Genomic DNA, 24,431 nt, shown 5'->3' on the forward strand with positions numbered 1-24,431 from the left:
ATGCGCGTGCTCGTGGTGCACAACTACTACTCGTCGGGGCAGCCGAGCGGGGAGAACCGCGTCGTCGACGAGGAGGTCGCGCTGCTGCGCTCGGCCGGCCACCACGTCGAGCGGTTCGAAAGACGCAGCGACGACATCGCCGGGCGCTCGCTGCTCGGCAAGGTCGCCGTCCCGCTGCTCGTGCCCTGGAACCCGGCCGTCCGCAAGGAACTGACGGCCCGGCTGCGCGCCGAGCGGCCCGACGTGGTGCACGTCCACAACGTGTTCCCGCTGCTGTCGCCCTCGGTCCTCACCGCCTGCGCCGACGCCGGGGTGCCCGCCGTGGCGACGCTGCACAACTACTACCAGGTGTGCCCGCCGGGCACGCTCCAGCGGGACGGCCGGCTGTGCACCGAGTGCGTCGGCTCATCGGTGCCGCTGCCCGCCGTCCGGCACGGCTGCTACCGCGACTCACGCCTCGCGACGGTGCCGCTCGCGGTCAACCTGTCGGTCAACCGGCGGCGTTGGTGGTCGGGCGTCGAGCGGTTCTTCTGCATCTCCGCGGCGCAGCGGGACCTGCTGGTGAGCTCCGGGATGCCCGCCGACCTGCTGACGGTGAAGCACAACTTCGTTCCCGACCCGGGCGCGCGCCGGGAGGGCGACGGCGAGCAACTGCTGTACCTGGGGCGGCTCGCGGAGGCCAAGGGGGTGCGGGTGCTGATGGCCGCGTGGGACATGGTCGCCGCGCAGGGCGGCGTCGGGGTGCCGCTCGTGCTGGCCGGCGCGGGGCCCCTGGAACGTGAGGTGCGGGCGTGGGCGCAGGGCCGCGACGACGTGCGCTTCGTCGGGCTGCTGGAGCCGGACGAGGTACGCAAGGCCGTCGCCCGCTCGGTCGCCGTGGTGGCGCCCTCGCTGGCCCCGGAGACCTTCGGCCTGGTCGTCGCGGAGGCGATGGCGGCGGGGGTGCCGGCCGTCGCCTCCGGGCACGGCGCCTTCGTCGAACTCGTCGACGACGGGGCGACCGGGCTGCTGCACCGGCCGGGCGAGCGCACCTCGCTCGCGTCCTGCCTGCGCGGGATCGCCGAGGAGCCGGGGCGCAACCGGGAGATGGGTTTGGCGGCCAGACGCCGGTACGAGCGGGGCTTCAGCCCGGCCGTCGGCCTGGCCCGCCTGGAAGAGGAGTACCGGGCCGTGATCGCGGGCCGGTCGGAATCAATGGGGGACGAAACAATGGGGGGCAGTAAATGACTGGATGCCGACTCTGCGGTTCGGCGACGCTGGCGAGCGTCGTCGACCTGGGGGCGACGCCTCCGTGCGAGAGCTTCCTCGCGGCGGACCGGCTGGACGCGCCGGAGCCCGCGTTCCCGCTGCACCTGCGGGTCTGCACCGACTGCTGGCTGGCGCAGATCCCGCCGCTGATCACACCCGAGGAGACGTTCAAGGAGTACGCGTACTTCTCCTCGTTCTCGACGTCCTGGGTCGAGCACGCGCGCACCTACGTCGCCGACGCCGTGGAGCGGGCCGGACTCGGCGCCGACGCCTTCGTCGTCGAGGTCGCCAGCAACGACGGCTATCTGCTGAAGCACGTGGTGGACCGGGGGATCCGCTGCCTGGGCATCGAGCCGTCCGTCAACGTCGGCGCCGCCGCGCGCGACAAGGGCGTGCCGACGCTCACCGAGTTCCTCTCGCCCGAGACCGGCGCCGCGGTGCGCGCCGAGCACGGCCCGGCGAACCTGGTCGCGGCCAACAACGTGTACGCGCACATCCCCGACGTCGTCGGCTTCACGCAGGGGCTGCGCACCCTGGTCGCCGACGACGGCTGGGTCTCCATCGAGGTGCAGCACCTGCTCACCCTCATCGAGGAGAACCAGTACGACACGATCTACCACGAGCACTTCCAGTACTACACGGTCGCCTCCGCGATCCGCGCCCTCGCCAGCGGCGGACTCGCGCTCGTGGACGTCGAGCTGCTGCCCACCCACGGCGGCTCCATCCGGCTGTGGGCGCGCCCCGCCGAGGTGGCGGGGGAGCCCTCGCAGCGCGTCGCCGACGTGCTCGCCAGGGAGAAGGCGGCCGGGCTCCAGGAGCTGTCCGGGTACACCGAGTTCTCCGCGCGCGTCGCCAAGGTCCGCCGCGACCTCCTCAAGTTCCTCATCGAGGCGGCCGAGCAGGGGAAGACGGTCGTCGGCTACGGCGCGCCCGGCAAGGGCAACACGCTGCTCAACCACTGCGGCATCCGCCCCGACCTGCTCGCCTACACGGTCGACCGGAACCCGTACAAGCACGGCCGGTTCACGCCGGGCACCCGGATCCCGATCCTGCCGCCCGAGCAGATCGCCGTCGACAAGCCGGACTACGTCCTGGTCCTGCCGTGGAACCTGCGCGACGAGCTCGTCGCGCAGCTGAGCTATGTGCACGACTGGGGCGGCCGTCTGGTCTTCCCCATCCCGGAACTGAGTGTTGTCGAGCCGAGCGATGGCGAGGTCCAGCGATGAAGGTCGTCCTGTTCTGCGGCGGTTACGGAATGCGGATGCGCAACGGGTCGTCCGACGACGTGCCCAAGCCGATGGCCATGGTCGGCCCGCGCCCGCTGATCTGGCACGTCATGCGCTACTACGCGCACTACGGGCACAAGGAGTTCATCCTGTGCCTGGGCTACGGCGCGCACCACATCAAGGACTTCTTCCTCAACTACGAGGAGACGACGTCCAACGACTTCGTGCTCCGGGGCGGCCGGGCCGAGCTGCTGTCCAACGACATAGCCGACTGGACGATCACGTTCGCCCAGACCGGCATCGAGTCGCCGATCGGTGAGCGCCTGCGCCGGGTCCGCCACCACCTGGACGGCGACGAGATGTTCCTCGCCAACTACGCCGACGTCCTCACCGACGCCCATCTCCCCGACATGATCGACCGGTTCGCCCAGCGCGACGCCGGCGCGTCGATGATGGTCGTGCCGCCGCAGTCCTCCTTCCACTGCGTGGACCTCGGCGAGGACGGTCTCGTCGGCGGCATCACCGCCGTCAGCGACATGCCGCTGTGGGAGAACGGCGGCTACTTCGTGCTCCGCCAGGAAGTCTTCGACCACATCCCCGAGAACGGCGACCTGGTCGCCGACGGCTGCGCCCGACTCGCCAAGCAGGGACGGCTCGTGGCGCACCAGCACCGCGGCTTCTGGAAGCCGACCGACACCGTCAAGGAGCGCGCCGCGCTCGACGCCGGATACGCGCGCGGCGAGCGCCCGTGGGCCGTGTGGGAGCGCGACGGCGTGGGGGTGAGCGCGTGATCCGGCTCGCGGCCGGCCGCCCCGGCCGGATCGTCGCCGTCGGCGCGCACTGCGACGACATCGCCATCGGCGCGGGCGGCACGCTGCTCACGCTGTGCCGGGCCCGGCCCGGCCTGCGCGTCGACGCCCTGGTGCTCACCGGCGGCGGCAGCGAGCGCGAGCAGGAGGAGCGGGCCGCGCTCGCCGCCTTCTGCCCCGGCGCCGACCTGCGCCTGACCGTGCACAAGCTGCCCGACGGGCGCTTTCCCGCGCACTGGGAGGAGGCCAAGTCCGCCGTCGAGGAACTGCGCCTGCAGGGCGACCCGGACCTCGTCCTCGCCCCGCGCGCCGACGACGCCCACCAGGACCACCGGGGCCTCGCCCGGCTGATCCCCACCGCGTTCCGCGACCACCTCGTGCTCGGCTACGAGATCGTCAAGTGGGACGGCGACCTCGGCCGGATGTCCGCGTACCAGCCGCTGACACCTCAGACCGCCGAGGACAAGGTGCGGCTGCTCCAGGAGCACTACGCCTCGCAGCGGCACCGTCCCTGGTACGACCGCGAGGCCTTCCTCGGCCTCGCCCGGATCCGCGGCATCGAATGCCACGAGCGCTACGCCGAGGCGTTCGCCGTCACCAAACTCACGCTCGACCTGGGCGCCGCCACCGCGGGCGCCCTCACTCTGGGGGACTGAACCTTGCGCGTACTGCTGACCGGACACCAGGGCTACCTGGGCACCGTGATGGCCCCGGTCCTGAAGGCCGCCGGACACGACGTCGTCGGCCTCGACTCCGGCCTGTTCGCCGACTGCGTCCTCGGCCCGGCCCCCGACGACCCGCAGGGGCACCGGGTGGACCTGCGCGACGTCACCGCCGAGCACGTCGCGGGCGTCGACGCCGTGATCCACCTCGCCGCGCTCTCCAACGACCCGCTCGGCTCGCTGGCGCCGCAACTCACGTACGACATCAACCACCACGCCTCCGTCCACCTCGCCCGACTGGCCCGCGAGGCAGGCGTCAAGCGTTTCCTGTACGCCTCCACGTGCTCGGTCTACGGTGCGGCGGGCGGCGGCGAACTCGTCGGTGAGGACGCCCCGTTGCGTCCCGTGACGCCGTACGCGGAGTCCAAGGTGCGCGTCGAGGACGACCTGCACGCGCTCGCCGACGACGACTTCACCCCGGTGTACATGCGCAACGCCACCGCCTTCGGCTACTCGCCGCGGCTGCGCGCCGACATCGTGCTCAACAACCTGGTCGGCCACGCGCTGCTCTCCGGCGAGGTCCTCGTCCTGTCCGACGGCACGCCCTGGCGCCCGCTGGTGCACGCCGCCGACATCGCCCGCGCCTTCACGGCCGCGCTGGACGCGCCCCGCGAGGCGGTCCACGACCGGGCGTTCAACATCGGCAGCGAGACCAACAACGTCACGGTCGCCGAGATCGCCCAACAGGTCGCCGAGGCGGTGGAGGGCGCGAAGGTGCGCATCACCGGGGAGTCCGGCGCCGACCCGCGCTCCTACCGCGTGGACTTCGCCCGCTTCCGCTCCGCGGTCCCCGGCTTCGACTGCGAGTGGACGGTCAAGCGCGGCGCCCTCGAACTCGCCGACGCCTACCGGAAGTTCGGCCTCACCAAGGACGCCTTCGACAACCGCTTCACCCGTCTCGCCGTGCTCCGCTCGGCGACCGGGTCCGGCGCCGTCGACGACACCCTGCGGTGGCGCCCGTGACCGCGCTCGGCGAGGAGATGTACGCCCTGGTGGAGCGGCTCTACCCGCTCTGCCGGAGCATCACCGGCGACGGGGTGCGCGCCACCCTGGCCATCGTCGGCGAGTACATCGCCCTCGACACGCACGAGGTGCCGACGGGCACCCAGGTGCTCGACTGGACGGTGCCGCAGGAGTGGAACATCCGGGACGCCTACGTCGCCGACGCCTCGGGCCGCCGCGTGATCGACTTCGCCGCGTCCAGCCTCCACGTGCTCGGCTACAGCGTCCCGGTGGCGGCGACGATGCCGCTGTCCGAACTGCGAGAGCACCTGCACACCCTGCCGGACCGGCCCGGCTGGATCCCGTACCGCACCAGCTACTACAAGCCCGAGTGGGGATTCTGCCTGGCCCAGGACACCCTCGACGCGCTGCCGGACGGCGAGTACGAGGTGCGCGTCGACTCCACCCTGGAGGACGGCCACCTCACCTACGCCGAGCACGTGGTCCCCGGCCAGGTCGCGGACGAGGTGATCGTCTCCTGCCACGTCTGCCACCCGTCGCTGGCCAACGACAACATGGCGGGCGTCGCCGTGGCGACGTACCTGGCGCGGGAGCTGGCCGAGCGGAACCCGTACTACACCTACCGGTTCATCTTCGCGCCCGGCACCATCGGCGCGATCACCTGGCTCGCCCGCAACAAGGAGCGCGTCGACCGGGTCAAGCACGGGCTCGTGCTCGCCTGCGCGGGCGACCCCGGCGACCTCACGTACAAGCAGAGCAGGCGCGGCGACGCGGAGATCGACCGGGTGCTGCGGCACGTGCTGAAGGTCTCCGAACGGCCGCACACCGTCAAGGAGTTCACGCCCTACGGCTACGACGAGCGGCAGTACTGCTCGCCCGGCTTCGACCTCGGCGTCGGCTCCCTCACCCGCACCCCGTACGCGGGCTATCCCGAGTACCACACGTCGGCGGACAACATGGACTTCGTCTCCGCGCAGGCGATGGCCGACACGCTCGCCGTGTGCCGGGAGGCATTCGCCGTGCTCGACCGCAACCGGACGTATCTCAACCTCAGTCCCTACGGGGAGCCGCAGTTGGGGCGGCGCGGTCTGTACGACGCGCTCGGCGGGCGCAGCGACACCAAGGAGGCCCAGATGGCCATGCTCTGGGTGCTGAACCTCTCCGACGGCACGCACAGCCTGCTGGACGTCGCCGAGCGGTCCGGGCTGCCGTTCGACACCGTCGCCGCGGCGGCCGCCGCCCTGCACGGAGCGGGGCTGGTCAAGGCATGACGTCGACGACCACCGAGGGGGAGGGGACCACGAAGCCGACCGCCGGATCCGCCAAGCGGGCCCTCGCCGGCCGGCTGTCCTGGGGGCTCGCCGACCAGGCGGCCTCCAGCATGTCCAACTTCGCGGTGGGCATCTACGTGGCGCGCTCCCTCGGCGTCACCGCGTTCGGCGTGTTCAGCCTGGCCTGGGTGACGTACGGCGTGGTCCTCAACGTCTCCCGGGGCCTGGCCACCGACCCGCTCATGGTGCGCTTCAGCGGGGTCGACGAGACGTCGTGGCGCGGGGCGGTGGCCCGGTCGACGGGCACCGCCCTCGGCGTCGGCACCGCGCTCGGCGCGGCGTCCCTGGTCGTCGGGCTCGCGCTCGGCGGCCAGGTGGGGCCCGCCTTCGCCTGCCTCGGCGTCGTGCTGCCGGGGCTGCTGCTCCAGGACTCCTGGCGGTTCGCCTTCTTCGCCGCGGGCGCCGGACGCAAGGCGTTCCTCAACGACGTCGTGTGGTGCGTCGCCCTCGTCCCCGCCCTGCTGATCGCGGCCCGTGTCGGCGGCGTCGCCGCCTTCGTGCTCGCTTGGGGCGGCTCCGCCGCCATCGCCGCCGCCTACGGCTGCCTCCAGTCGGGGATCCGGCCCCGCGTGAGCCGGGCGCGCGCGTGGCTGCGCGAACAGCGCGACCTCGGCTACCGCTACCTCGTCGAGAACGTCAGCAACAGCGGCGGAAGCCAACTGCGGGCCTACGGACTCGGCGTCATCGTCGGAGTCGGCGCGGTGGGTGTGGTGCGCGGCGCCGAACTGCTGCTCGGCCCCTTCATGGCCGTGCTGATGGGCCTGTCGCTGGTCACCGTCGCCGAAGCCGCCCGCGTCCTGCGGCGGGCACCGCACCGCCTCGGCGCGTTCTGCCTCGTGCTCGGCGGCGGCCAGGCCGTCGCCGCGCTGCTGTGGGGCGCGGCCCTGCTCCTGGTGCCCGACCGGGCCGGCGCGTTCGTCCTCGGCGACGTCTGGCACGCCTCCGCACAGCTCATCGTGCCCGTCACGCTCGGCGTCGCGGGCGCCGGACTCGGCACCGGAGCGGCGGCGGGACTGCGCGCGCTCGGCGCGGCCCGCCGCAGCCTGCGCTCCCAACTGCTGGCCTCCGCCCTCTACGTCGGCGGCGGGCTCGGCGGCGCGGCCCTCGGCGGCACGGTCGGCTCCGCCTGGGGCGTCGCCGCCGCGACCCTCACCGGCTCCGCCGTGTGGTGGCTGCACCTGCGGTCCGCCCTGCGCGAGCACCACCACGACCCCACCCCCGAAGCGAGGACCTCATGAGCGACCGCCCCCGGCTGAGCATCGGCCTGCCCGTCTACAACGGCGAGGAGTACCTGGCCGAGTCCCTCGACGCGCTCCTCGGCCAGACCTACGAGGACTTCGAACTGGTCATCACCGACAACGCCTCGACCGACGGGACGCAGGACATCTGCCGCACCTACGCGGCCAAGGACTCCCGCATCCGCTGCATCCGGCTGACGAGGAACATCGGCGCCGCCCCGAACCACAACTACGTGTTCACGCAGTGCCGCGGCGAACTGTTCAAGTGGGCCTCCCACGACGACCTGTACGCCCGCGACCTGCTGCGCCGCTGCGTCGAGGCCCTCGACGAGCACCCCGAGGCCGTCCTCGCCCACGCCGACCAGGCCGTCATCGACGAGGACGGCAAGGTCAAGGTGCCCTACGCGTACACCCTCGACACGGCCTCGCCGTACGCCCCCGAGCGGTTCCGCAGCATGCTCTTCGAGCCGGGCGGCGACGACTTCTACGGCGTGATCCGCGCCGACGTGCTGCGCAAGGTGAAGCCGCACGACAGCTACCACCACGCCGACCGCACCTTCGTCGCCGAGATCGGCCTGCACGGCCCCTTCCACCAGGTGCCCGAACTGCTGTACTTCCGCCGCGACCACCCCACCCGCGCCGAGCGCGCCAACCCGTCCAAGCGCGCCCGCTGCGTCAACCTCGACCCGCGTCGCGCGGGCGCCCTGCACCCGACGCCCCGGCTGCTCGCCGAGTACGTCCTCGGCTTCGTCTCGGCGATCCGCCGGGCGCCGCTGTCCTCGGCCGAACGGCGCGCCTGCTACGGCCACCTGGCCGCCTGGGCGACCAGCCGGGCGCGGCCGGGCGCGGGGGAGCGCGTCGAGGACCGGGCGCCCGTCGATCCCGCCCAGTTCGAGGTCTCCATCGACGACCTCGTCGCGGGCCGCGAAGGCAGGAAGCCATGACCCCGATACGCGTCGGAGTGTTCGGCCTGCTCGGCTCCGGCAACCTCGGAAACGACGGATCCCTCGAAGCCGTCCTCCACTACCTGCGCGCCGAACACCCGGACGCGGCCGTCGACGCGCTGTGCGGCGGACCCGAGGCGGTCACCGCCCGCTACGGGATCCCGGCGACCCGCCTGCACTGGAACCGCGGCGAGTACGCCACCGCCTCCCGCCTGGGCGCGGTGGCCTCCAAGGGCGCGGGCAAGCTCGTCGACGTCCTCCGCACCGCCGCCTGGGTGCGCCGGCACGACGTGGTGATCGTGCCGGGCATGGGCGTGCTGGAGGCCACCCTGCCGCTGCGGCCGTGGGGCTTCCCGTACTCCCTGTTCCTGCTCTGCGCGAGCGGACGGCTGCTGGGGACGAAGGTCGCGCTGGTCAGCGTCGGCGCCGCCCCGATCCGGGCCCGGCCCACCCGGGCCCTCGTGCGCTGGTCGGCGCGGCTCGCCGCCTACCGCTCCTACCGCGACGCCCAGTCCCGCGACGCCATGCGGGCGATGGGCGTGAACACCGCCCGCGACAACGTCTACCCGGACCTCGCGTTCGCCCTGCCCACCCCCGAGGCGACGCCCGGCGCGGGCACGGTCTGCGTCGGCGTCATGGACTTCCACGGAAGCAACGACGACCGGGCGCGGGCCGACGCGATCCACCGCCGCTACGTCGACGGCACCACCCGGTTCGTCCGGGCCCTGGTCGAGGACGGCAGGCCCGTCCGGCTGCTCACCGGCGACGACTGCGACGAGACGGTCGTCACCGCGATCCTCGACGCCGTCGACTCACCCCTGGTCACCGCCGCCGAAACGGCCTCGCTCGCCGACCTGATGAAGGAGATGGCGGCCGCCGACACCGTCGTCGCCACCCGCTACCACAACCTCGTCTGCGCCCTGAAGGTCGGCACCCCGACCCTCGCGCTCACCTACGCGGCGAAGAGCGAGGCGCTCATGGAACGGATGGGCCTCGGCACGTACTGCCACCCCGCCCGGAACGTCGACGCCGACCGGCTGCTCGAACAGTTCCGGGACGTCGAGAAGAACGCGGCGGAACTGCGCCGCACCCTGACCCGGCGCAACCGGGCCGCCGCCCAACAACTCGCCCACCAGTTCACCGCGTTGACCGCGACGCTGTTCCCGACGTTCCCGACGACCGACCACGCCCAGGCCCCCGCCCACCGGGAGAACCGATGAAACTGACCGAAGTCCCGGAGATCACCGGGGCGTTCCTGCTGGAGCCGACCCCGCACGCCGACGAGCGCGGCTTCTTCTGCCGCACCTTCGACGCCGACGTGCTCCGCTCCGTCGGCCTCGACCCCCACGCCTTCGTCCAGGACAGCGTCTCCCGCTCCCGCCGCGGCGTGCTGCGCGGCATGCACCTGCGCTCCGGCCAGGGCGAGGCCAAGCTGGTGCGTTGCTCGTACGGGAAGATCTTCGATGTTGTCGTCGACCTCCGGCCCGACTCGCCGACCTACCGCAACCGGGCCACCTTCGAACTGTCCGGCGACACGCAGGTGACGCTCCACATCCCCGCGGGCTGCGCGCACGGCTTCCAGGCGCTGACCGAGACCGCGGACACCTCGTACCGCATCGACCGCGAGCACGACCCGTCCGAGGACGTGACGATCCGCTACGACGACCCGGAGCTCGCCATCCCGTGGCCGCTGCCGGTCACCGCCATGTCCCAGCGGGACCGGGAGGCGCCGAGCCTCGCCGACGTCCTCAAGCAGAAAGTGGGTTGAGGACGCCGTGAGCACCGAAGAGATGGACCTGCCCCGGTCGCGGGCGGCCAACGAACGCCTGCACCGCATGATCCCCGGCGGCGCGCACACCTACGCCAAGGGCGACGACCAGTACCCCGAGCACCTGGCCCCGGTCATCAGCCACGGCCGGGGCGCCCACGTGTGGGACGTCGACGGCAACCGCTACACCGAGTACGGCTCCGGGCTCCGCTCGGTCAGCCTCGGCCACGCCCACCCGCGAGTCACGGAGGCCGTCCGCCGCGAACTCGACCGCGGCAGCAACTTCGTACGGCCGTCCGTCCTGGAGGCCGAGGCGGCCGAGCGCTTCCTCGCCACCGTGCCGACCGCCGACATGGTGAAGTTCGCGAAGAACGGCTCCGACGTCACCACCGCCGCGGTCCGCCTCGCCCGCGCCGTCACCGGCCGCCCGCGCGTCGCCATCTGCGGCGACCACCCGTTCTTCTCCGTCGACGACTGGTTCATCGGGACGACACCGATGTCGGCCGGCATCCCGTCGTCGACGACCGAACTGACGGTCTCCTTCCCCTACGGGGACCTGGCCGCCACGGAGGAACTGCTCACCCGGTACGAGGGCGAGGTCGCCTGCCTGATCCTCGAACCCGCCGGCCACGCCGAGCCGCCGCCCGGCTACCTGGCGGGCCTGCGCGCACTGGCCGACCGCCACGGCTGCGTCCTCGTCTTCGACGAGATGATCACCGGTCTGCGCTGGTCCGAGGCGGGCGCCCAGGGCCTGTACGGAGTCGTCCCCGACCTCTCCACGTTCGGCAAGGCCCTCGGCAACGGCTTCGCCGTCTCCGCGCTGGCCGGACGCCGCGAGCTGATGGAGCGCGGCGGCCTGCGCCACCCGGACGAGCGGGTCTTCCTGCTCTCCACGACGCACGGCGCCGAGACCCACTGCCTGGCGGCCGCGATGGCCGTGCAGGCCACCTACGCCGAGGAGGGCATCACCGCGCGGCTGCACGCGCTCGGCGAGCGCCTGGCCGCCGGAGTCCGCGAGGCCGCCTCCAGCATGGGCGTCGCCGACCACGTCCTGGTCCGGGGCCGGGCCAGCAACCTGGTCTTCGCCACCCTCGACGAGGACGGCCGGCCGTCGCAGGAGTACCGCACCCTGTTCCTGCGCCGACTGCTCATGGGCGGAGTGCTGGCCCCGTCGTTCGTGGTGAGCAGCGCGCTCACCGAGGCCGACATCGAGCACACCGTCGACGTGGTGGCCGAGGCCTGCGCCGTGTACCGCAAGGCACTCGACGCCCGGGACCCCACGCCATGGGTGGGCGGCCGCCCGGTGAAGCCGGTCTTCCGCCGCCTGGCCTGAGGTCAGCGCCGCCCTGGTCGACCGGCGTCCGCCACCCGGTCGACCAGCCACCCGGTCACCGGCACCACCACCAGCGCCGTGCACCAGCCGCCGAGCACATCGGTCGCGTAGTGGGCGCTCAGCGCGACCTCCGCCCACCCCATCGCGGCGCCCGCGACCAGCGCGGCGCCCAGCACCAGCGACGTACCGGCCGCCCTGCCGAGCCCCAACCGGCCCACCGCCGTCAGTGCCACCGCCAGTGCGAGCGCGGTGAGGAAGGCGGTGTGCCCACTGGGGTACGCGAGGTTGTCGGGGCCGTGGATGGTGCGCCCGACCAGCGGCTTGACGGCCGTCCCCGTGCCCACGGTCGCGACGACCCCGGCCACGACCAGCACCGCCGCGCGCGGGCGGCGCAGCAGCAGACACCACGCCACGACGGCGAAGACCAGCACCACCGCGCCGACGGGCTCGCCGAGGAAGTCCACGGCGAGCGCGACACCCCGCCACGGCGGACCGACGCTGTCCGCCGTCGGGTGGACGATCCAGCTGTCCAGCCGGCCGGGCGCACCGTCACCGGAGTAGAGGACGCCGAGCGCGACCGCCGTCAGCGCGGCGAGGGCCCCGATCAGCGCGAGCGGCGCGCGCAGCGCCACTGGGAGCGCGAGGGCCGGTGCGGCGGTGGTGGAGTCACGGTCACGGCGGCTCCGGTCCGCCGCGGGACCCGCTCCCGCTTCCGGGCCCGCTGATCCTGCCAGGTGATCCAACGCGAGCCCCCCAGTCGTGTCCGAACCATCCTCAACCGACCCTAACCGCCGCGCGGCGCGCGCACCCGAGCAACTCGGCAAGCCGGTGGCTCAGTTGTCCGGGGACGCGGATACGGCGGCCGGGGCCCACGCGGGCCGGGGCGCGGGGGTAGGGTCGGACGTGTCGACGCTGTCTTCTCCCGGAGGGTGCTGGGATGCCGCGGAGTCTGCCCCGCCCCGCCCCTGAACAGGTGGCCGAGCTGGCGTGCCACGTGTCGGAGCTCCTCGACCTGCTGTACGGGCGCGGCCAGGAGGCCGCGTCGTCCGGCCCTCTTCCGCCCTCCCAGTTCCGGGCCCTCGCGTTCATCGAGGAGCAGCGGCGGGTGAACCAGCGGACGCTGGGCGAGGCCCTCGGGTCCCGGCCGTCCTCGGTGAGCCGCATGTGCGACCGGCTGGCGGCCGCGGGGCTGGTGGAGCGCGTCGCGAGTCCCACCAGCCGCCGCGAGGTGGAGCTGCGGCTGAGCCGTCGTGGGGCCGCCGTCCTCGACGAGTTCCGCGCCTCCCGCGCGCGGGAGATCTCGGAAGTGCTGCGGACCATGGCCCCGGCGGAGCTGCGCACCCTGGCCGAGGGACTGGCGCAGTTCGAGCATGCGGCCTCGCAGCACATCGCTCCGAGAGAAGGCCAGGAGGACGCGCGGACGGGCTAGACTGGACCAATCGTTGTCCAGTGTGTCGCACGGCAACATGTCTGGTGCTCGGACATTCCTTCGGACATTCCCGCCCCGGCAGCCGGCCCGGCCATCGAAGAAGGCTGCAGTGAAGGATTTTCTGGCCGCGGAGCGCGCTGTCCGCTCCGCCGCTCCGTTCGATCTCCTGGAAACCGTGCGCAGGGCACTGACCGAGCACTACGGCGCACTCAGCGTCGACCTGCTGCTCGCCGACTACAGCCTCACCGTGCTCCAGACGGTGACGGAGCTGCCGCGCACCGCCGACCCGCTGCCCGTGCACAGCAGCCCCGCGGGCCGGGCCTTCGCGAGCCAGGACACCCACAGCAGCTCCGTCGGCGACGGAGGAGCGGTCGACCTCTACCTGCCGGTGACCGTCCGCGGCGACCGGCTCGGCATCCTCTGCGTACGCGTGCCGCAGGAGCGGAGCCTGCCGGAGGACGTGCGGGAGCTCACCGCGCTCGCGGACGTCCTCGGCCACGAGATCGTCGTCGCGGACCGGGACACCGACGTCTATCTCCAGGCCCGCAGGGCGAGCCGGCTCACCCTCGCCGCCGAGATGCAGTGGCAACTGCTGCCCGGCCGGGCCCACACCGGCGCGGAGTACGCGATCGGTGCCCAGCTGGAACCGGCGTACGCCATCCACGGGGACAACTTCGACTGGGCGGCGACCAGCGAGACGCTCACCCTCACCATCACGAACGGCATGGGGGAGGGGATCGCGGCCTCCCTCCTGACCAACCTCGCCGTCAACGCCCTGCGCAACGCCCGGCGGGCCGGCATCGGCATCGCCGACCAGGCGGCCCTCGCCGACCAGGCGCTCCATGCCCAGTACCGGGGCGACCAGTACGTCTCGACGCTGCTGCTCTCCTTCGAGCTGGCGACGGGACGGGTGCGGGTGGTGGACGCCGGGTCGCCCCAGCTGTGGCGGCAGCGGGGCAGGGTGATCGAGCAGATACCCTTCGAACCCCAGTTGCCCTTGGGCATGTTCGAGGAGACCGACTACGTCGCACAGGAATTCCAGGTGCGGCCGGGTGACCGATTGCTGTTCGTCAGTGACGGTGTTTATGGCGGACTGTCGAGCTCCGGGGAGGCGTACGGGGAGAAGATGCTAGCCAGAGCGATCCAGAGAGCACGTCTGCTGCCGGCTTCGGCCGTGCCGCGGGCCATTCTGAAGGAGCTGGCGGTGCATCTGAACCACGACGCGGACGACGACGCCCTGGTGGTGTGTTTGGACTGGCTCGGCAGAGCCACTCGCGACTGACGTCCCGGCGATCCGGGGCGCGGAGGCCGTCGCTTGCCGGGACTGACCCGAGCGTGCAACTGTTGCCTCATGGAAACTGTAATGGTCCGCGCTGCCCGGGGAGCAGGACAAGCTCGTTGAACCCCGTGTCAGTTGCTGTCTCCAGACTCCCAGCGAAGGGTGGTGGGGGCCCGTACTACCCGGGCCCCGTGTGATGGTCTCCTCCACGGAGCCGTTGGGCCCCCGAGGAACGACGCCGGTTCCCGGTCAGCGATCGCCGCATCCGATACTGACCGTGGACCCGGTGGGACGCGTCCTGTCCTGCAACGACCGGGCGGGAGAGCTCCTCGGCGGCGTCCGCGTCGGCGCGCTGCTGACCGAGACGGCGCCCGACTGGCTGGCCGACGCGCACAGCGGCGTCCCCACGGGCGCGGGCGCCGGGCTGCCCGGCGTCGCGTGCGGCCGCGTCGGCGAGCGCACGGTGGAAGCGTTTCCCAGCCGCGGCACCGACGGCGCGGTCTCCTGGTGGCTGGTCGACGACGGTGAACTGCACCACGCGCGCGAACAGTTGAGCCAGGAGCGGTCCCGCTCGCGCCTGCTGCAAGAGGTCTCCGGCGAACTCCTCGCGTCCCTGAACGTGGACCGGTGCATGGAGGTGACCGCCTCCCTGGCGGCCGAGCACCTCGCGGACGCGGCGGTCATCGTCGGCGTCGGCAGCGGCCGCACCCACCCGGTCACCTGGGCCTGCGCGGGCCGCGGAGTGACCCAGAGCCGCATCGCCGTGGACACCGACGACCTCCCCGGCCTGACCGAGGCGCTGCTCGGCTTCCCCCCGGTGCCCTCCCGGTGGATCGATCCTGCCCGGATGCCGGAGTGGGCGATCCCCGAGGGCTTCGCCCGGGAAGCGGCCGAGGTCGGCTCGGTGGTCGTGGTGCCGCTGCCCGGCCACGGGCTGCCCGCGGGCGCCGTCGTACTGATGCGCCGCAGCAAGGAGGCGGCGTTCACCGAGAGCGAGGAGGCCTTCGCCCGGCTCTTCGCCGCCCGCGCGGGCGCGGGCCTCTCGGCCGCCCGCATCTACGCGGAGCAGACCCACATCACCAGCGTCCTCATGCGGGAGCTGCTGCCTCCCAAACTGGAGCGCATCCAGGGCATCGAGTTCTCCGGCCGCTACCGCCCCTCGGCGGCGGGCGAGCGCGTGGGCGGCGACTTCTACGACGTGTACGCCGCCGACAGCGAGGACGGTGAGGCGTTCGCGGTCCTGGGCGACGTGTGCGGCAAGGGGCTGGAGGCGGCCGTCCTCACCGGAAAGATCCGCAACACCGTCCAGGCGCTGCTGCCCTTCGCCGCCGACCACGCCCGCGTACTGACCCTCCTCAACAACGCGCTCCTGACCTCGCACCACACGCGCTTCGCGACCATGGTGTTCGCCTCGGCGGTCCGCAGCCAGGGCCGGGTCCGGCTGCGTCTGACCAGCGGCGGACATCCCGCCCCGCTCATCCTGCGGGCCGACGGCCGGGTCGAGGAGGCCAGGACGCGCGGCACCCTCGTCGGAGTGCTGCCCGAGGTCTCCGTGACCACGGACACCGTCGTCCTGGAGCCGGGGGAGACCTGCCTGCTGTACTCCGACGGCATCACCGAGGCGCACGGCGGCCCGCTCGGGGACGACATGTTCGGCGACGAGCGGCTGCGCGGCGTACTCGCCGAGTGCGCCGGACTGCCGGCGGAGGCCGTCACCGAGCACGTCCACATGGTGGCCTCCCAGTGGGTCGGCGACGGCCCCCACGACGACATGGCGCTCCTGGCGATCACCGCCCCGCGCTCCACCCATCTCACCGCGGTCGACGGACACACCCGAGGCAGGTTCACGGCGTGACCGCACAGCGGGCCACCGAGCCCGAACTCGCCGTGCTGCGCGAGCAGTTGTGGGACGCCGCGATCGGCTGCGACGACGTGCGCGCCGTGGCCGTGGCGTGCGGCGCCGTCGGCGAGGGCGAACCCGCACAGGTGCGGTCGGCGGCCGAGCGGGTACTGCTCGACCTGATCGCGCCCGTGCAGGAACGTGTCGGCCTCCAGTGGGCGGCGAACGCGATCACGGTGGCGCAGGAGCACGCGGCGACCGCCATAAACGAGCGCTGCGTCACCGCCGTCGCCGAACTCGCCGCCGCCGCGGGGACGGGCCCGGAGCTGGGCCGGGTGACGGTGGCCTGCGTCGACGGCGAGTGGCACGCCCTGCCCGCCCGCCTGGTCGCGGAAGTCCTGCGCCTGCGCGGCTGGGACGTCGACTACCTCGGAGCGCAGGTGCCCACCGAGCACCTCGTCGCCCACCTCCACCAGCGCGCCGCCGACGCCGTGCTGCTCTCCTCCTCGCTCCCCGCGCATCTGCCCACCGCCCACGCCGCGATCAGCGCCTGCCAGGCCGCCGCCGTCCCGGTACTGGTCGGCGGCGCGGCCTTCGGCCCGCGCGGCCGCTACGCGCGCCGCATGCAGGTCGCCTGGGCGGCCGACGCCCGGGACGCGCACGCGCTGCTGGAGCAGGGGCTCGCGCGGCCGTCAGTGGCGGCGGCCCGGCTGCCGGACCTGGACCTGCCGCACCTCACCGACCAGGAATTCACCATGGTCAGGCAGGCGAAGCGGCGGTTGATCAAGCAGACGCTCGCCGACGTCGAGAGCGCCTTCCCGCCCATGCGCTCCTACAGCGCGCCCCAAAGGGAGCGCACGACCGAGGACATCGACCACATCGTCACCAACCTCGGCACCGCCCTCTACGTCGACGACACCGAACTGTTCACCGGATTCGTCACCTGGACCGCCGACATCCTCGGCAGCCGAGGAGTGCCACCGGGCTGCCTGCGGCCCGTACTGGACTCCCTGGTGCACCAACTGAACGACTTCCCGCGCGCCACCGGCATGCTCGCCGAGGCCCGCAAGGCCCTGACCGACCACGACCCCGACCCCGACCAAGACCCCGACCCCGGACCCGGAATCCCCGCATGACCTCCTACGCAGCCCTGAGCGTGACCCGTGTCGGCGCGACCGACGGTGTACTGACCCTGAGGGTCGCCGGAACGCTCGACTACGACACCAGCGGCGCCCTCGCCGAGCACGTCGAGCGGGCGCTCGCCGAGCATCCCGTCACGCGCGTCCTGCTCCTGGACTGCGCCGGCCTCGACAGCATCGATTCGATGGGCCTGTCCGTGCTGCTGTCGCTGCGCCGCCGACTCGACGGACTCGGCGCGGCGCTGCGGCTCACCCCGCGCTCCGCACGCCTGGACAGACTCCTGGACGTCACCGGAACCTTCGGCCACCTCATCGGCGAATCCTCGGCCGCCGAGGCCGACGAGGAGGCGGGCGGCCGCGACGCGGAGCCTGCTCACCGCGAGGACACCTCGCGGTGAGCAGGCTCCGCGTCGACCGGCATCCGGCGGCCCCGGTACGGACCCGCCGCCGTCGCACCCGCTCGCCTCACTCCCGCTCTTCGACGCGGCGCAGGCCGACGGTCAGTTCGTCGAGCACCGAGTCCGGGTCCAGGTCGTAGGCCTGCGCCGCGACGCCCACACTCAGCTCCGCGGTGTGGGTCATCGCCCACAGCAGCGCGCAGTGCGCGGCGGCGTCGTCACCGAGCCGCCGCCCCACACGCAGGACCGCCGAGTCGAGCTGGGCCCGGGAGGCGGGCGTGTAGCCGTCCTGAAGGGCGCCGCGCAGGAGCGTCAGGGCCTCCAGCGTGGCCGACGGATGGGACGGAATCTCCAGTGTCATGCGCGCTCCTTCCTCCTCGCGGCAGTGCCGCGCTCTCTCGTGATGCCCCGATGCCCGCCTTCCTCCCGACCACGCCGCACGGCACCTGTCCGGGGGACCCCGCCCGCACGGAAATCGAAGACGGGTACGGCGTTCGACCGTGGGCGTGGGAGAAAAGGCGCCTCGTGCTAGCTTTGGACGTTTCCCCCGGTACGGCACCCTCCGCAGGAAGGCTCTCTGTGAGCGAATCAGCACGCCCCGAACCCCGGCAGCAGGACGACGCGCCGTCCACCGCGCCCTCCTTCAAGGAGCTCGGACTTCCGGCCGCGATCCTGCGGACACTGGACGAGCGGGGCGTGACGGTGCCCTTCCCCATTCAGGCGGCGGCGCTGCCGAACGCGCTGGCGGGGCGTGACGTGCTGGGCCGGGGCCGCACCGGTTCCGGAAAGACGCTCGCCTTCGGCCTGGGCCTGCTCGCCCGGACCGCCGGCCGGCGCGCGCAGCCCAAGGAGCCCCTGGCGCTCGTCCTGGTCCCCACCAGGGAACTGGCGCAGCAGGTCGGCGAGGCGCTCACCCCCTACGCGCAGGCCCTGGGCCTGCGGCTCGCGACCGTGGTGGGCGGGGTGTCCATCGGACGGCAGTCCGCCACGCTGCGGGACGGCGCCGAGGTCGTCGTCGCCACGCCGGGCCGCCTGCACGATCTGATCGGGCGCAAGGGCTGCCGCCTCGGACGCGTGCGCATCACGGTCCTCGACGAGGCCGACCAGATGTGCGACATGGGGTTCCTGCCGCAGGTCACCGAGATCCTCGACCAGGTCCGTCCCGACGGACAGCGGATGCTGTTCTCCGCCACCCTCGACGGCGACGTCGACCAGCTGGTGCGCACCTATCTGCGCGACCCGGCCGTCCACGAGGTGGATCCGTCGTCCGGCAGCGCGGTCGGCACGATCGAGCACCACGTCCTCGTCGTGCACGGTCCCGACCGCTGGTCCGTCGCCACGGAGATCGCCGCCCGCGACGGCCGCGTCCTGCTGTTCCTCGACACCAAGCACGGCGTCGACCAGCTCACCCGGCACCTGCGGGCGAGCGGCGTCGCGGCCGCCGCACTGCACAGCGGCAAGTCTCAGCCGCAGCGCACCAGGACGCTGGCCCAGTTCAAGGACGGCGAGGTCACCGCGCTGGTCGCGACCAACGTCGCCGCCCGCGGCCTGCACGTCGACGACCTCGACCTCGTCGTCAACGTGGACCCGGCCACCGACCCCAAGGACTACCTGCACCGTGCCGGGCGCACGGCCCGCGCGGGACGCTCCGGCACCGTCGTGTCGCTCGTCCTGTCCGGGCAGCGCCGCGAGACGAGCCAGGTCATGGCGGACGCCGAGGTCGCCCCCAAGGTCACCAAGGTGCGCTCCGGCGAGGCGGAGCTCAGCCGCATCACCGGAGCCAGGGCCCCCTCCGGCAAGCCGCTCGACGGCGGTCCCGCCGCGCGGGCCAAGAACCACAACACCCCGTTCCGCGGCCTCGGCAGCAGCAAGGACCCGAAGCGCGGCTCCGGCGCGGGGACCGGGTCCGGGTCCGCCGGCGGCTCCGGGTCCGGCGGCAGGGGCTCCCGCAAGACGAACGAGGCCCGCAAGCTGGCGGAGGCCCGGAAGGCGGCCCGGGTGCGGCGCGGCCGGTGACCCGCCGCCGCGCCGCTCAAAGGACCGCCGGTGGCCGTCAGCGCCGCAGTGTCAGCAGCCCCGGACGGTAGGGCAGGAGGCCGTAGTCGCCGCCCGAGTTGGGGCTGCGCCCCTGGTAGAGGAACTGCAGATTGCAGGGATCGACGGTCATGGTCTGGTCGGGGCTGGTGCGGATCAGTTCACCGTGGCTGATGTCGTTGGTCCAGGTGGCGCCACTGTTGGCCTTGCCCGCGAAGGGGTTGCTCTCCGTCGCGGCCTGGGGTGTCCACGAGCCGTTCAGGCTGGTGGCGGTGAACGAGCGGAAGTAGCGGCCCTGCGAGCCGATCGCCTCGACGATCATGAGGTAGCGGTTCTGGTCCTTGAGCTTGTAGACCTGCGGCGCCTCGAAGAGGTTGTTCGTCGTATCGCTCATGACGACGGTCGAGTTCGTGCCGAAGCTGCTCGGGAAGTTCCCGATCGGCATGCTGGCCCGGTAGATCTTGCCGTTGTCACCGGCGAAGAAGAGGTACATGTTCGTGCCGTCACCGATGAGGGTCTGGTCGATGGGCCCCGTTCCGGAGTCGGCGATGCTCCCGGAGAAGAGCACCTGCGGTGAGGACCAGCCGTTCGGGTTGGTGGGGTCGCTCGACGTCCGGTAGGAGAAGGCGCTCCCGCCCCACTGGTAGGTGAGCACCCAGATGTTCTTCGGCGCGAAGTAGAAGAGCGTGGGTGCGACGGTGCCGGACGACATCGCGTTCTGGCCGGCCGAGGCCATCTGCGACCAGTCGGAGAACAGGTCGAAGTTCATCGAACCCCAGCTCGTCCCCGTGTCGTGCGTCGTCGCGTAGACCAGCTGCTTGCCGTTGTAGGGGACGACGGAGAAGTCCTTGAGCGAGACCCACCCCGACTTGGGCTGGGCCAGCGCGCCCGTCGACGACCAGCTGTAGCTCGACGGGAGGCCGCAGGGGGCGGACGTGTCGTCGCCGACCTTGACGAGCTTCCACTGCTGGTTGGCGCCGCCCCAGTCGTCGTACTGGACGATGTTCGCGCCGTCGGCGGTGGAGCCGCCCTGCACTTCGAGGGCCTTGCCGCTGTGGCGCGAGATCAGTCGCACATGGCCGTCGGCGCTGTCGGCCAGCCGCCATTGCTGGTTCGTCGCGTTGAGGTCGGTCCACTGGACGATGGAACCGCCGTTCGCGGTCGACCAGTTGTGGACGTCCAGCACCTTGCCCGAGAGGCGGGACTTGAGGCGGTAGTAGCCGCCTCCGGAATCGACGAACTGCCACTGCTGCTGGCTCTGGTCGTTCCTCGTCCACTGGGTGATGCGGGCGCCGTCGCCGGTCGCCATGTTGTAGACGTCCAGGGCTTTGCCGCTGGTGCGGTTGACCAGTACGTACGAGGCGTTGGTGTCGACGGTCGCCGCGGCGGCGGGCTGGGCGCCGAGGAAGGTGGCCACGAGCAGGAGGGGCGCGAGCACCGCGAGTAAGCGTCTCGCGCGGACGGGGGAGGGGCGGCGGAACCACATGGGGGACTCCCTAGGAGGCGGATACACACCTGAAAGGTTTCGAAGAATTCCCGGAACCTGTGACGCCACAAGCTAGGAATGCCAGGTTCTCCGGTCAAGGTCTTGGGCTGAACTGGCCCTGAATCACGGTGCAGTGGGGGCCGGAAGGTTTCGGTGGGGGAGCGGAAAGTTTTCCGTGCGGGTGTCTTGACGATGTCCCGCCAACGCCTCAATCATCCGTGGTGCCCCACGCGCAGCCCCTTGCGCTCCAGTCCTCGTGCGACGTCCACCTTGGAGGCACCCCCATGGGTTTATCCGCCCTCGCCAGACCCTTCGTCCCCCGACGACTGCGCCGTCTGCTGCTGGCGCTGACCGTCGGCGTCCTCGCCGCGGCGGCCGCACTCGTCGCGCCGCCGCCGGCCGCCCACGCGGCCGAGAGCACGCTCGGCGCCGCGGCCGCGCAGAGCGGCCGCTACTTCGGCACCGCCATCGCCTCCGGCAAGCTGGGCGAATCGGCGTACACGACGATCGCGAACCGTGAGTTCAACTCGGTGACGGCCGAGAACGAGATGAAGATCGACGCCACCGAACCGCAGCGCGGCCAGTTCAACTTCACCGCCGCCGACCGCGTCTACAACTGGGCCGTGCAGAACGGCAAGCAGGTGCGCGGACACACCCTGGCCTGGCACTCCCAGCAGCCCGGCTGGATGCAGAGCCTCAGCGGCAGCACCCTGCGCCAGGCGATGATCGACCACATCAACGGCGTGATGGGCCACTACAAGGGCAAGATCGCCCAGTGGGACGTCGTGAACGAGGCGTTCGCCGACGGCAGTTCGGGAGCCCGGCGCGACTCCAACCTCCAGCGCACCGGCAACGACTGGATCGAGGTCGCCTTCCGCACCGCGCGCGCCGCCGACCCGTCCGCGAAGCTCTGCTACAACGACTACAACGTCGAGAACTGGACGTGGGCGAAGACGCAGGCCATGTACAACATGGTCAAGGACTTCAAGCAGCGCGGCGTGCCGATCGACTGCGTCGGCTTCCAGTCGCACTTCAACAGCGGCAGCCCCTACAACAGCAACTTCCGCACCACGCTGCAGAACTTCGCCGCCCTTGGCGTGGACGTCGCCGTCACCGAACTCGACATCCAGGGCGCGTCCGCCACGACCTACGCCGCCGTGACCAACGACTGCCTGGCCGTGCCGCGCTGTCTCGGCATCACCGTCTGGGGCGTGCGCGACACCGACTCCTGGCGCTCGGGGGACACACCCCTGCTGTTCAACGGCGACGGCAGCAAGAAGGCCGCCTACACCGCCGTCCTCAACGCCCTCAACGGCGGCTCCACCACGCCTCCCGCGGAGTCCGGGACCATCAAGGGCGTCGGCTCGGGCCGCTGCCTCGACGTCCCCAACAGCAGCACCACGGACGGCACCCAGCTCCAGCTGTGGGACTGCGGCTCCGGCAGCAACCAGAAGTGGACGTACACCTCCGCCGGTGAACTCAAGGTCTACGGCAGCAAATGCCTGGACGCGGGCGGCACCGGCAACGGCGCCAAGGTCCAGATCTACAGCTGCTGGGGCGGCGACAACCAGAAGTGGCGCCTGAACTCCGACGGCTCCATCGTCGGCGTCCAGTCCGGGCTCTGCCTCGACGCCGTCGGGAACGGCACCGCCAACGGCACCCTGATCCAGCTCTACTCCTGCTCGAACGGCAGCAACCAGCGCTGGACCCGCACCTGACCCCGACCCGCCGACACATCGACCTGCGCGCCGTCGTGAAGACCGAGGGCGCGCAGGTCAGCCGGGTGGAACCAGCGGAATGCGGCGGGAGCCGTGGATGTCCCGGCAGTGGTCGTTCGTCGTGCAGCGGGCGCGTGCGGATCAGGTCGACCAGATGACCCGGCCGTTGTGCGCGATGACCACCTTGGCGTCGGCGCGCAGGATCAGCTGGGCGCCCTCGTGGCCATGGCTCTTGGAGGCCCAGATGGGCCGGTCGTCGCCGTTGTGGATGACGAGGTTGCCGTCGCTCTGGAAGATGGCCCGATGGCGCTCGCCGAAGGTCATGGACGCCCAGATCGGCTTGTTCTTCTCGTTGTAGACCACGAGGTTGCCGTCGGGCTGCATGATCATGCGGATGCGGTTGGTGGTCCAGGCCTGGTTGACCTCCAGCACACTGGGCGCGCCGACGGTCGTGGAGCCCCAGTTCGGCTTCGGAGTCGCCTTCGGCTTCGGCTTGGGCTTCGGCTTCGGTGACTCCTTCGGCTCGGGCGCGCTCGTCGTGGGAGCGGGCGGCGGCGCGACGGTCTTGGCGACCGCCTCCGGTGTCTTCTTCTCCTTGGTGGGAGAGGGCTTCGGCTCCTCCGTCGCGTAGGCGCCGAGATCGTCGGGGGAGGAGTCCGCGCTCAGGACCGTGTCGGACTCCGCCGAGGTCGAACCCTTGTCGTCGGGCGGCCCGTCGTCCTTCGCGCCGATCAGCAGCATGGGTATCGCGATCAGGGCCGCCCCGGCGATCGCGGCCCCGGCCAGGACCGGCTTGCGCGGACGCCCGCCGTCGACGCCGGTACGGGTCTTGGTGTTCGGCTGCACGGTGGCGACGGCCGTCGCCACCGCGACGCCCTCCTTCGCCTTGCGCGCGCCGGCGGACTTCTTGGTGTCCGTCGATGTGGTACCCGACTCCGGTGCGGCGGAGCCCTGTTCGGCGGGAGCGGCGCCCGATTCGGTGGCGGAGGCGCCCGGTTCAGGGGTGGCGGCGGCCGATTCGGCGGAGGCGGCGGCCGGTTCGGTGGACGCGGCCTCCGGCGTGGGGTCCGCGGACGCGGGTGATGGCTCGGCACCGGCCTTGTGGGGGGCGGCGGCCGCCGCCCCGTTCGAGCCGGGGGGCTGCTGCTCGGTGGACATGCGGTACTCCTACTCGGGGGCGGAGCCGTCGGTGTGCGCAGTCCCTGCGGCGAGGTGGGGCGAACGCCGCACGCGGGACCGGCGGTTCGGCGCCGCACCGGGCACTGGTCAGGCACCGGTCGGTACGGCTGAGGGGGCGAAGACGTACCCAACTTAGCCCGTCGCACGCGTCACGGCCGCTCCTCCCGCCCCACCCCTGTCGGCGCTATGTCCGCCAACACCCCACTGATCCGCATAAGTTCGGCACTCGGGCGGCAAACGGGCAGGGTGTGACCCGATACGGGTCCTCCTCGGTCCGATACGGAAGGAACGTGTGTGGCATCCTGTTGACGCCTGATCTGATCAGTGTCGGCGTGTGCGCATGTCAT

Annotated in this window: 22 protein-coding genes and 1 pseudogene; 18 read left to right on the plus strand and 5 right to left on the minus strand. The window is 72.2% G+C overall.

The features are described 5' to 3' along the window. The 11 genes from ACYBSK_RS17405 to ACYBSK_RS17455 are packed head-to-tail and all read left to right on the plus strand — an operon-like array spanning position 1 to position 11,582. On the plus strand, positions 1–1,227 hold the full coding sequence (locus ACYBSK_RS17405; protein WP_460246752.1) for a glycosyltransferase: 1,227 nt from the start codon (positions 1–3) through the stop codon (positions 1,225–1,227). Continuing rightward, positions 1,224–2,474 (plus strand): class I SAM-dependent methyltransferase, encoded by a 1,251-nt coding sequence (locus ACYBSK_RS17410; protein ID WP_460246753.1) that lies wholly within the window; start codon positions 1,224–1,226, stop codon positions 2,472–2,474. Before ACYBSK_RS17405 ends, ACYBSK_RS17410 begins: the two co-directional genes overlap by 4 nt. Continuing rightward, positions 2,471–3,265 carry a glycosyltransferase family protein gene (locus ACYBSK_RS17415; protein WP_457478022.1) on the plus strand — a complete coding sequence of 265 codons (795 nt, stop codon included), beginning with the start codon at positions 2,471–2,473 and terminating at the stop codon, positions 3,263–3,265. The genes ACYBSK_RS17410 and ACYBSK_RS17415 overlap by 4 nt, the downstream gene beginning before the upstream one ends. After that, positions 3,262–3,939, plus strand: coding sequence for a PIG-L deacetylase family protein (locus ACYBSK_RS17420; protein ID WP_457478023.1), 678 nt, complete (start codon positions 3,262–3,264; stop codon positions 3,937–3,939). Before ACYBSK_RS17415 ends, ACYBSK_RS17420 begins: the two co-directional genes overlap by 4 nt. A 3-nt stretch (positions 3,940–3,942) precedes the next feature. Beyond that, entirely contained in the window at positions 3,943–4,968 is a 1,026-nt protein-coding gene (locus tag ACYBSK_RS17425) for an NAD-dependent epimerase/dehydratase family protein (RefSeq protein ID WP_460246754.1), read from the plus strand. Further along, positions 4,956–6,239 (plus strand): DUF4910 domain-containing protein, encoded by a 1,284-nt coding sequence (locus ACYBSK_RS17430; protein WP_460246755.1) that lies wholly within the window; start codon positions 4,956–4,958, stop codon positions 6,237–6,239. The genes ACYBSK_RS17425 and ACYBSK_RS17430 overlap by 13 nt, the downstream gene beginning before the upstream one ends. Beyond that, on the plus strand, positions 6,236–7,537 hold the full coding sequence (locus ACYBSK_RS17435; RefSeq protein WP_457478026.1) for an MATE family efflux transporter: 1,302 nt from the start codon (positions 6,236–6,238) through the stop codon (positions 7,535–7,537). The genes ACYBSK_RS17430 and ACYBSK_RS17435 overlap by 4 nt, the downstream gene beginning before the upstream one ends. Beyond that, complete coding sequence (locus ACYBSK_RS17440) at positions 7,534–8,481, plus strand: glycosyltransferase family 2 protein (RefSeq protein WP_460246756.1); 948 nt, start codon at positions 7,534–7,536, stop codon at positions 8,479–8,481. Before ACYBSK_RS17435 ends, ACYBSK_RS17440 begins: the two co-directional genes overlap by 4 nt. Then, positions 8,478–9,701 carry a polysaccharide pyruvyl transferase family protein gene (locus tag ACYBSK_RS17445; protein ID WP_460246757.1) on the plus strand — a complete coding sequence of 408 codons (1,224 nt, stop codon included), beginning with the start codon at positions 8,478–8,480 and terminating at the stop codon, positions 9,699–9,701. Before ACYBSK_RS17440 ends, ACYBSK_RS17445 begins: the two co-directional genes overlap by 4 nt. Then, positions 9,698–10,249 carry a dTDP-4-dehydrorhamnose 3,5-epimerase gene (gene rfbC / locus ACYBSK_RS17450; protein ID WP_457478029.1) on the plus strand — a complete coding sequence of 184 codons (552 nt, stop codon included), beginning with the start codon at positions 9,698–9,700 and terminating at the stop codon, positions 10,247–10,249. The genes ACYBSK_RS17445 and rfbC overlap by 4 nt, the downstream gene beginning before the upstream one ends. 22 nt (positions 10,250–10,271) lie before the next feature. Then, positions 10,272–11,582, plus strand: coding sequence for a glutamate-1-semialdehyde 2,1-aminomutase (locus tag ACYBSK_RS17455; protein WP_457481777.1), 1,311 nt, complete (start codon positions 10,272–10,274; stop codon positions 11,580–11,582). 2 nt (positions 11,583–11,584) lie between these two features. Here the strand turns inward: ACYBSK_RS17455 and ACYBSK_RS17460 are convergent, their stop codons facing one another. After that, positions 11,585–12,214 (minus strand): phosphatase PAP2 family protein, encoded by a 630-nt coding sequence (locus ACYBSK_RS17460; RefSeq protein WP_460247048.1) that lies wholly within the window; start codon positions 12,212–12,214, stop codon positions 11,585–11,587. 305 nt (positions 12,215–12,519) lie between these two features. Here ACYBSK_RS17460 and ACYBSK_RS17465 point away from each other — a divergent pair, with 305 nt between their 5' ends. The 5 genes from ACYBSK_RS17465 to ACYBSK_RS17485 all read left to right on the plus strand — a co-directional run bounded on the left by ACYBSK_RS17465 (position 12,520) and on the right by ACYBSK_RS17485 (position 17,667). Next, a complete protein-coding gene (locus ACYBSK_RS17465; RefSeq protein WP_457478030.1) occupies positions 12,520–13,011 on the plus strand; it encodes a MarR family winged helix-turn-helix transcriptional regulator in 492 nt (163 codons plus the stop codon). 109 nt (positions 13,012–13,120) lie between these two features. Continuing rightward, positions 13,121–14,293: a PP2C family protein-serine/threonine phosphatase gene (locus ACYBSK_RS17470; protein ID WP_460246758.1), complete on the plus strand. Its 1,173-nt coding sequence runs from the start codon at positions 13,121–13,123 to the stop codon at positions 14,291–14,293. Positions 14,294–14,486: 193 nt separating this feature from the next. Next, positions 14,487–16,145, plus strand: coding sequence for a SpoIIE family protein phosphatase (locus ACYBSK_RS17475; RefSeq protein ID WP_460247049.1), 1,659 nt, complete (start codon positions 14,487–14,489; stop codon positions 16,143–16,145). Further along, entirely contained in the window at positions 16,142–17,266 is a 1,125-nt protein-coding gene (locus tag ACYBSK_RS17480) for a cobalamin B12-binding domain-containing protein (RefSeq protein ID WP_460246759.1), read from the plus strand. Before ACYBSK_RS17475 ends, ACYBSK_RS17480 begins: the two co-directional genes overlap by 4 nt. Beyond that, positions 17,263–17,667 carry an STAS domain-containing protein gene (locus ACYBSK_RS17485; RefSeq protein WP_457478033.1) on the plus strand — a complete coding sequence of 135 codons (405 nt, stop codon included), beginning with the start codon at positions 17,263–17,265 and terminating at the stop codon, positions 17,665–17,667. The genes ACYBSK_RS17480 and ACYBSK_RS17485 overlap by 4 nt, the downstream gene beginning before the upstream one ends. A 67-nt stretch (positions 17,668–17,734) precedes the next feature. Here the strand turns inward: ACYBSK_RS17485 and ACYBSK_RS17490 are convergent, their stop codons facing one another. Next, entirely contained in the window at positions 17,735–18,028 is a 294-nt protein-coding gene (locus ACYBSK_RS17490; protein ID WP_457478034.1) for a BAR domain-containing protein, read from the minus strand. A 218-nt stretch (positions 18,029–18,246) separates the two neighbouring features. On the opposite strand from ACYBSK_RS17490, the gene ACYBSK_RS17495 reads away from it, so the two are divergent. Then, positions 18,247–19,683, plus strand: a complete 1,437-nt coding sequence (locus ACYBSK_RS17495) for a DEAD/DEAH box helicase (protein WP_460246760.1) — start codon at positions 18,247–18,249, stop codon at positions 19,681–19,683. 37 nt (positions 19,684–19,720) lie between these two features. Here the strand turns inward: ACYBSK_RS17495 and ACYBSK_RS17500 are convergent, their stop codons facing one another. Continuing rightward, the gene (locus ACYBSK_RS17500; protein WP_457478036.1) at positions 19,721–21,187 is read right to left on the minus strand and encodes a non-reducing end alpha-L-arabinofuranosidase family hydrolase; all 1,467 of its coding nucleotides are present in this window, start codon (positions 21,185–21,187) and stop codon (positions 19,721–19,723) included. A 284-nt stretch (positions 21,188–21,471) separates the two neighbouring features. Here ACYBSK_RS17500 and ACYBSK_RS17505 point away from each other — a divergent pair, with 284 nt between their 5' ends. Then, the gene (locus ACYBSK_RS17505) at positions 21,472–22,905 is read left to right on the plus strand and encodes an endo-1,4-beta-xylanase (RefSeq protein WP_460246761.1); all 1,434 of its coding nucleotides are present in this window, start codon (positions 21,472–21,474) and stop codon (positions 22,903–22,905) included. On the opposite strand, the pseudogene ACYBSK_RS17510 reads toward ACYBSK_RS17505, so the two are convergent. Both ACYBSK_RS17510 and ACYBSK_RS17515 read right to left on the minus strand, forming a co-directional pair. Continuing rightward, a pseudogene (locus tag ACYBSK_RS17510) lies at positions 22,860–22,970 on the minus strand (hypothetical protein); the annotation flags it as partial. The gene ACYBSK_RS17505 and the pseudogene ACYBSK_RS17510 sit on opposite strands and share 46 nt — an antisense overlap. Positions 22,971–23,046: 76 nt before the next feature. Continuing rightward, complete coding sequence (locus ACYBSK_RS17515; protein ID WP_460246762.1) at positions 23,047–24,063, minus strand: mannose-binding protein; 1,017 nt, start codon at positions 24,061–24,063, stop codon at positions 23,047–23,049. Between the last annotated feature and the right edge of the window lie 368 nt (positions 24,064–24,431).

The sequence above is a fragment of the Streptomyces sp. BYX5S genome (assembly GCF_054724165.1).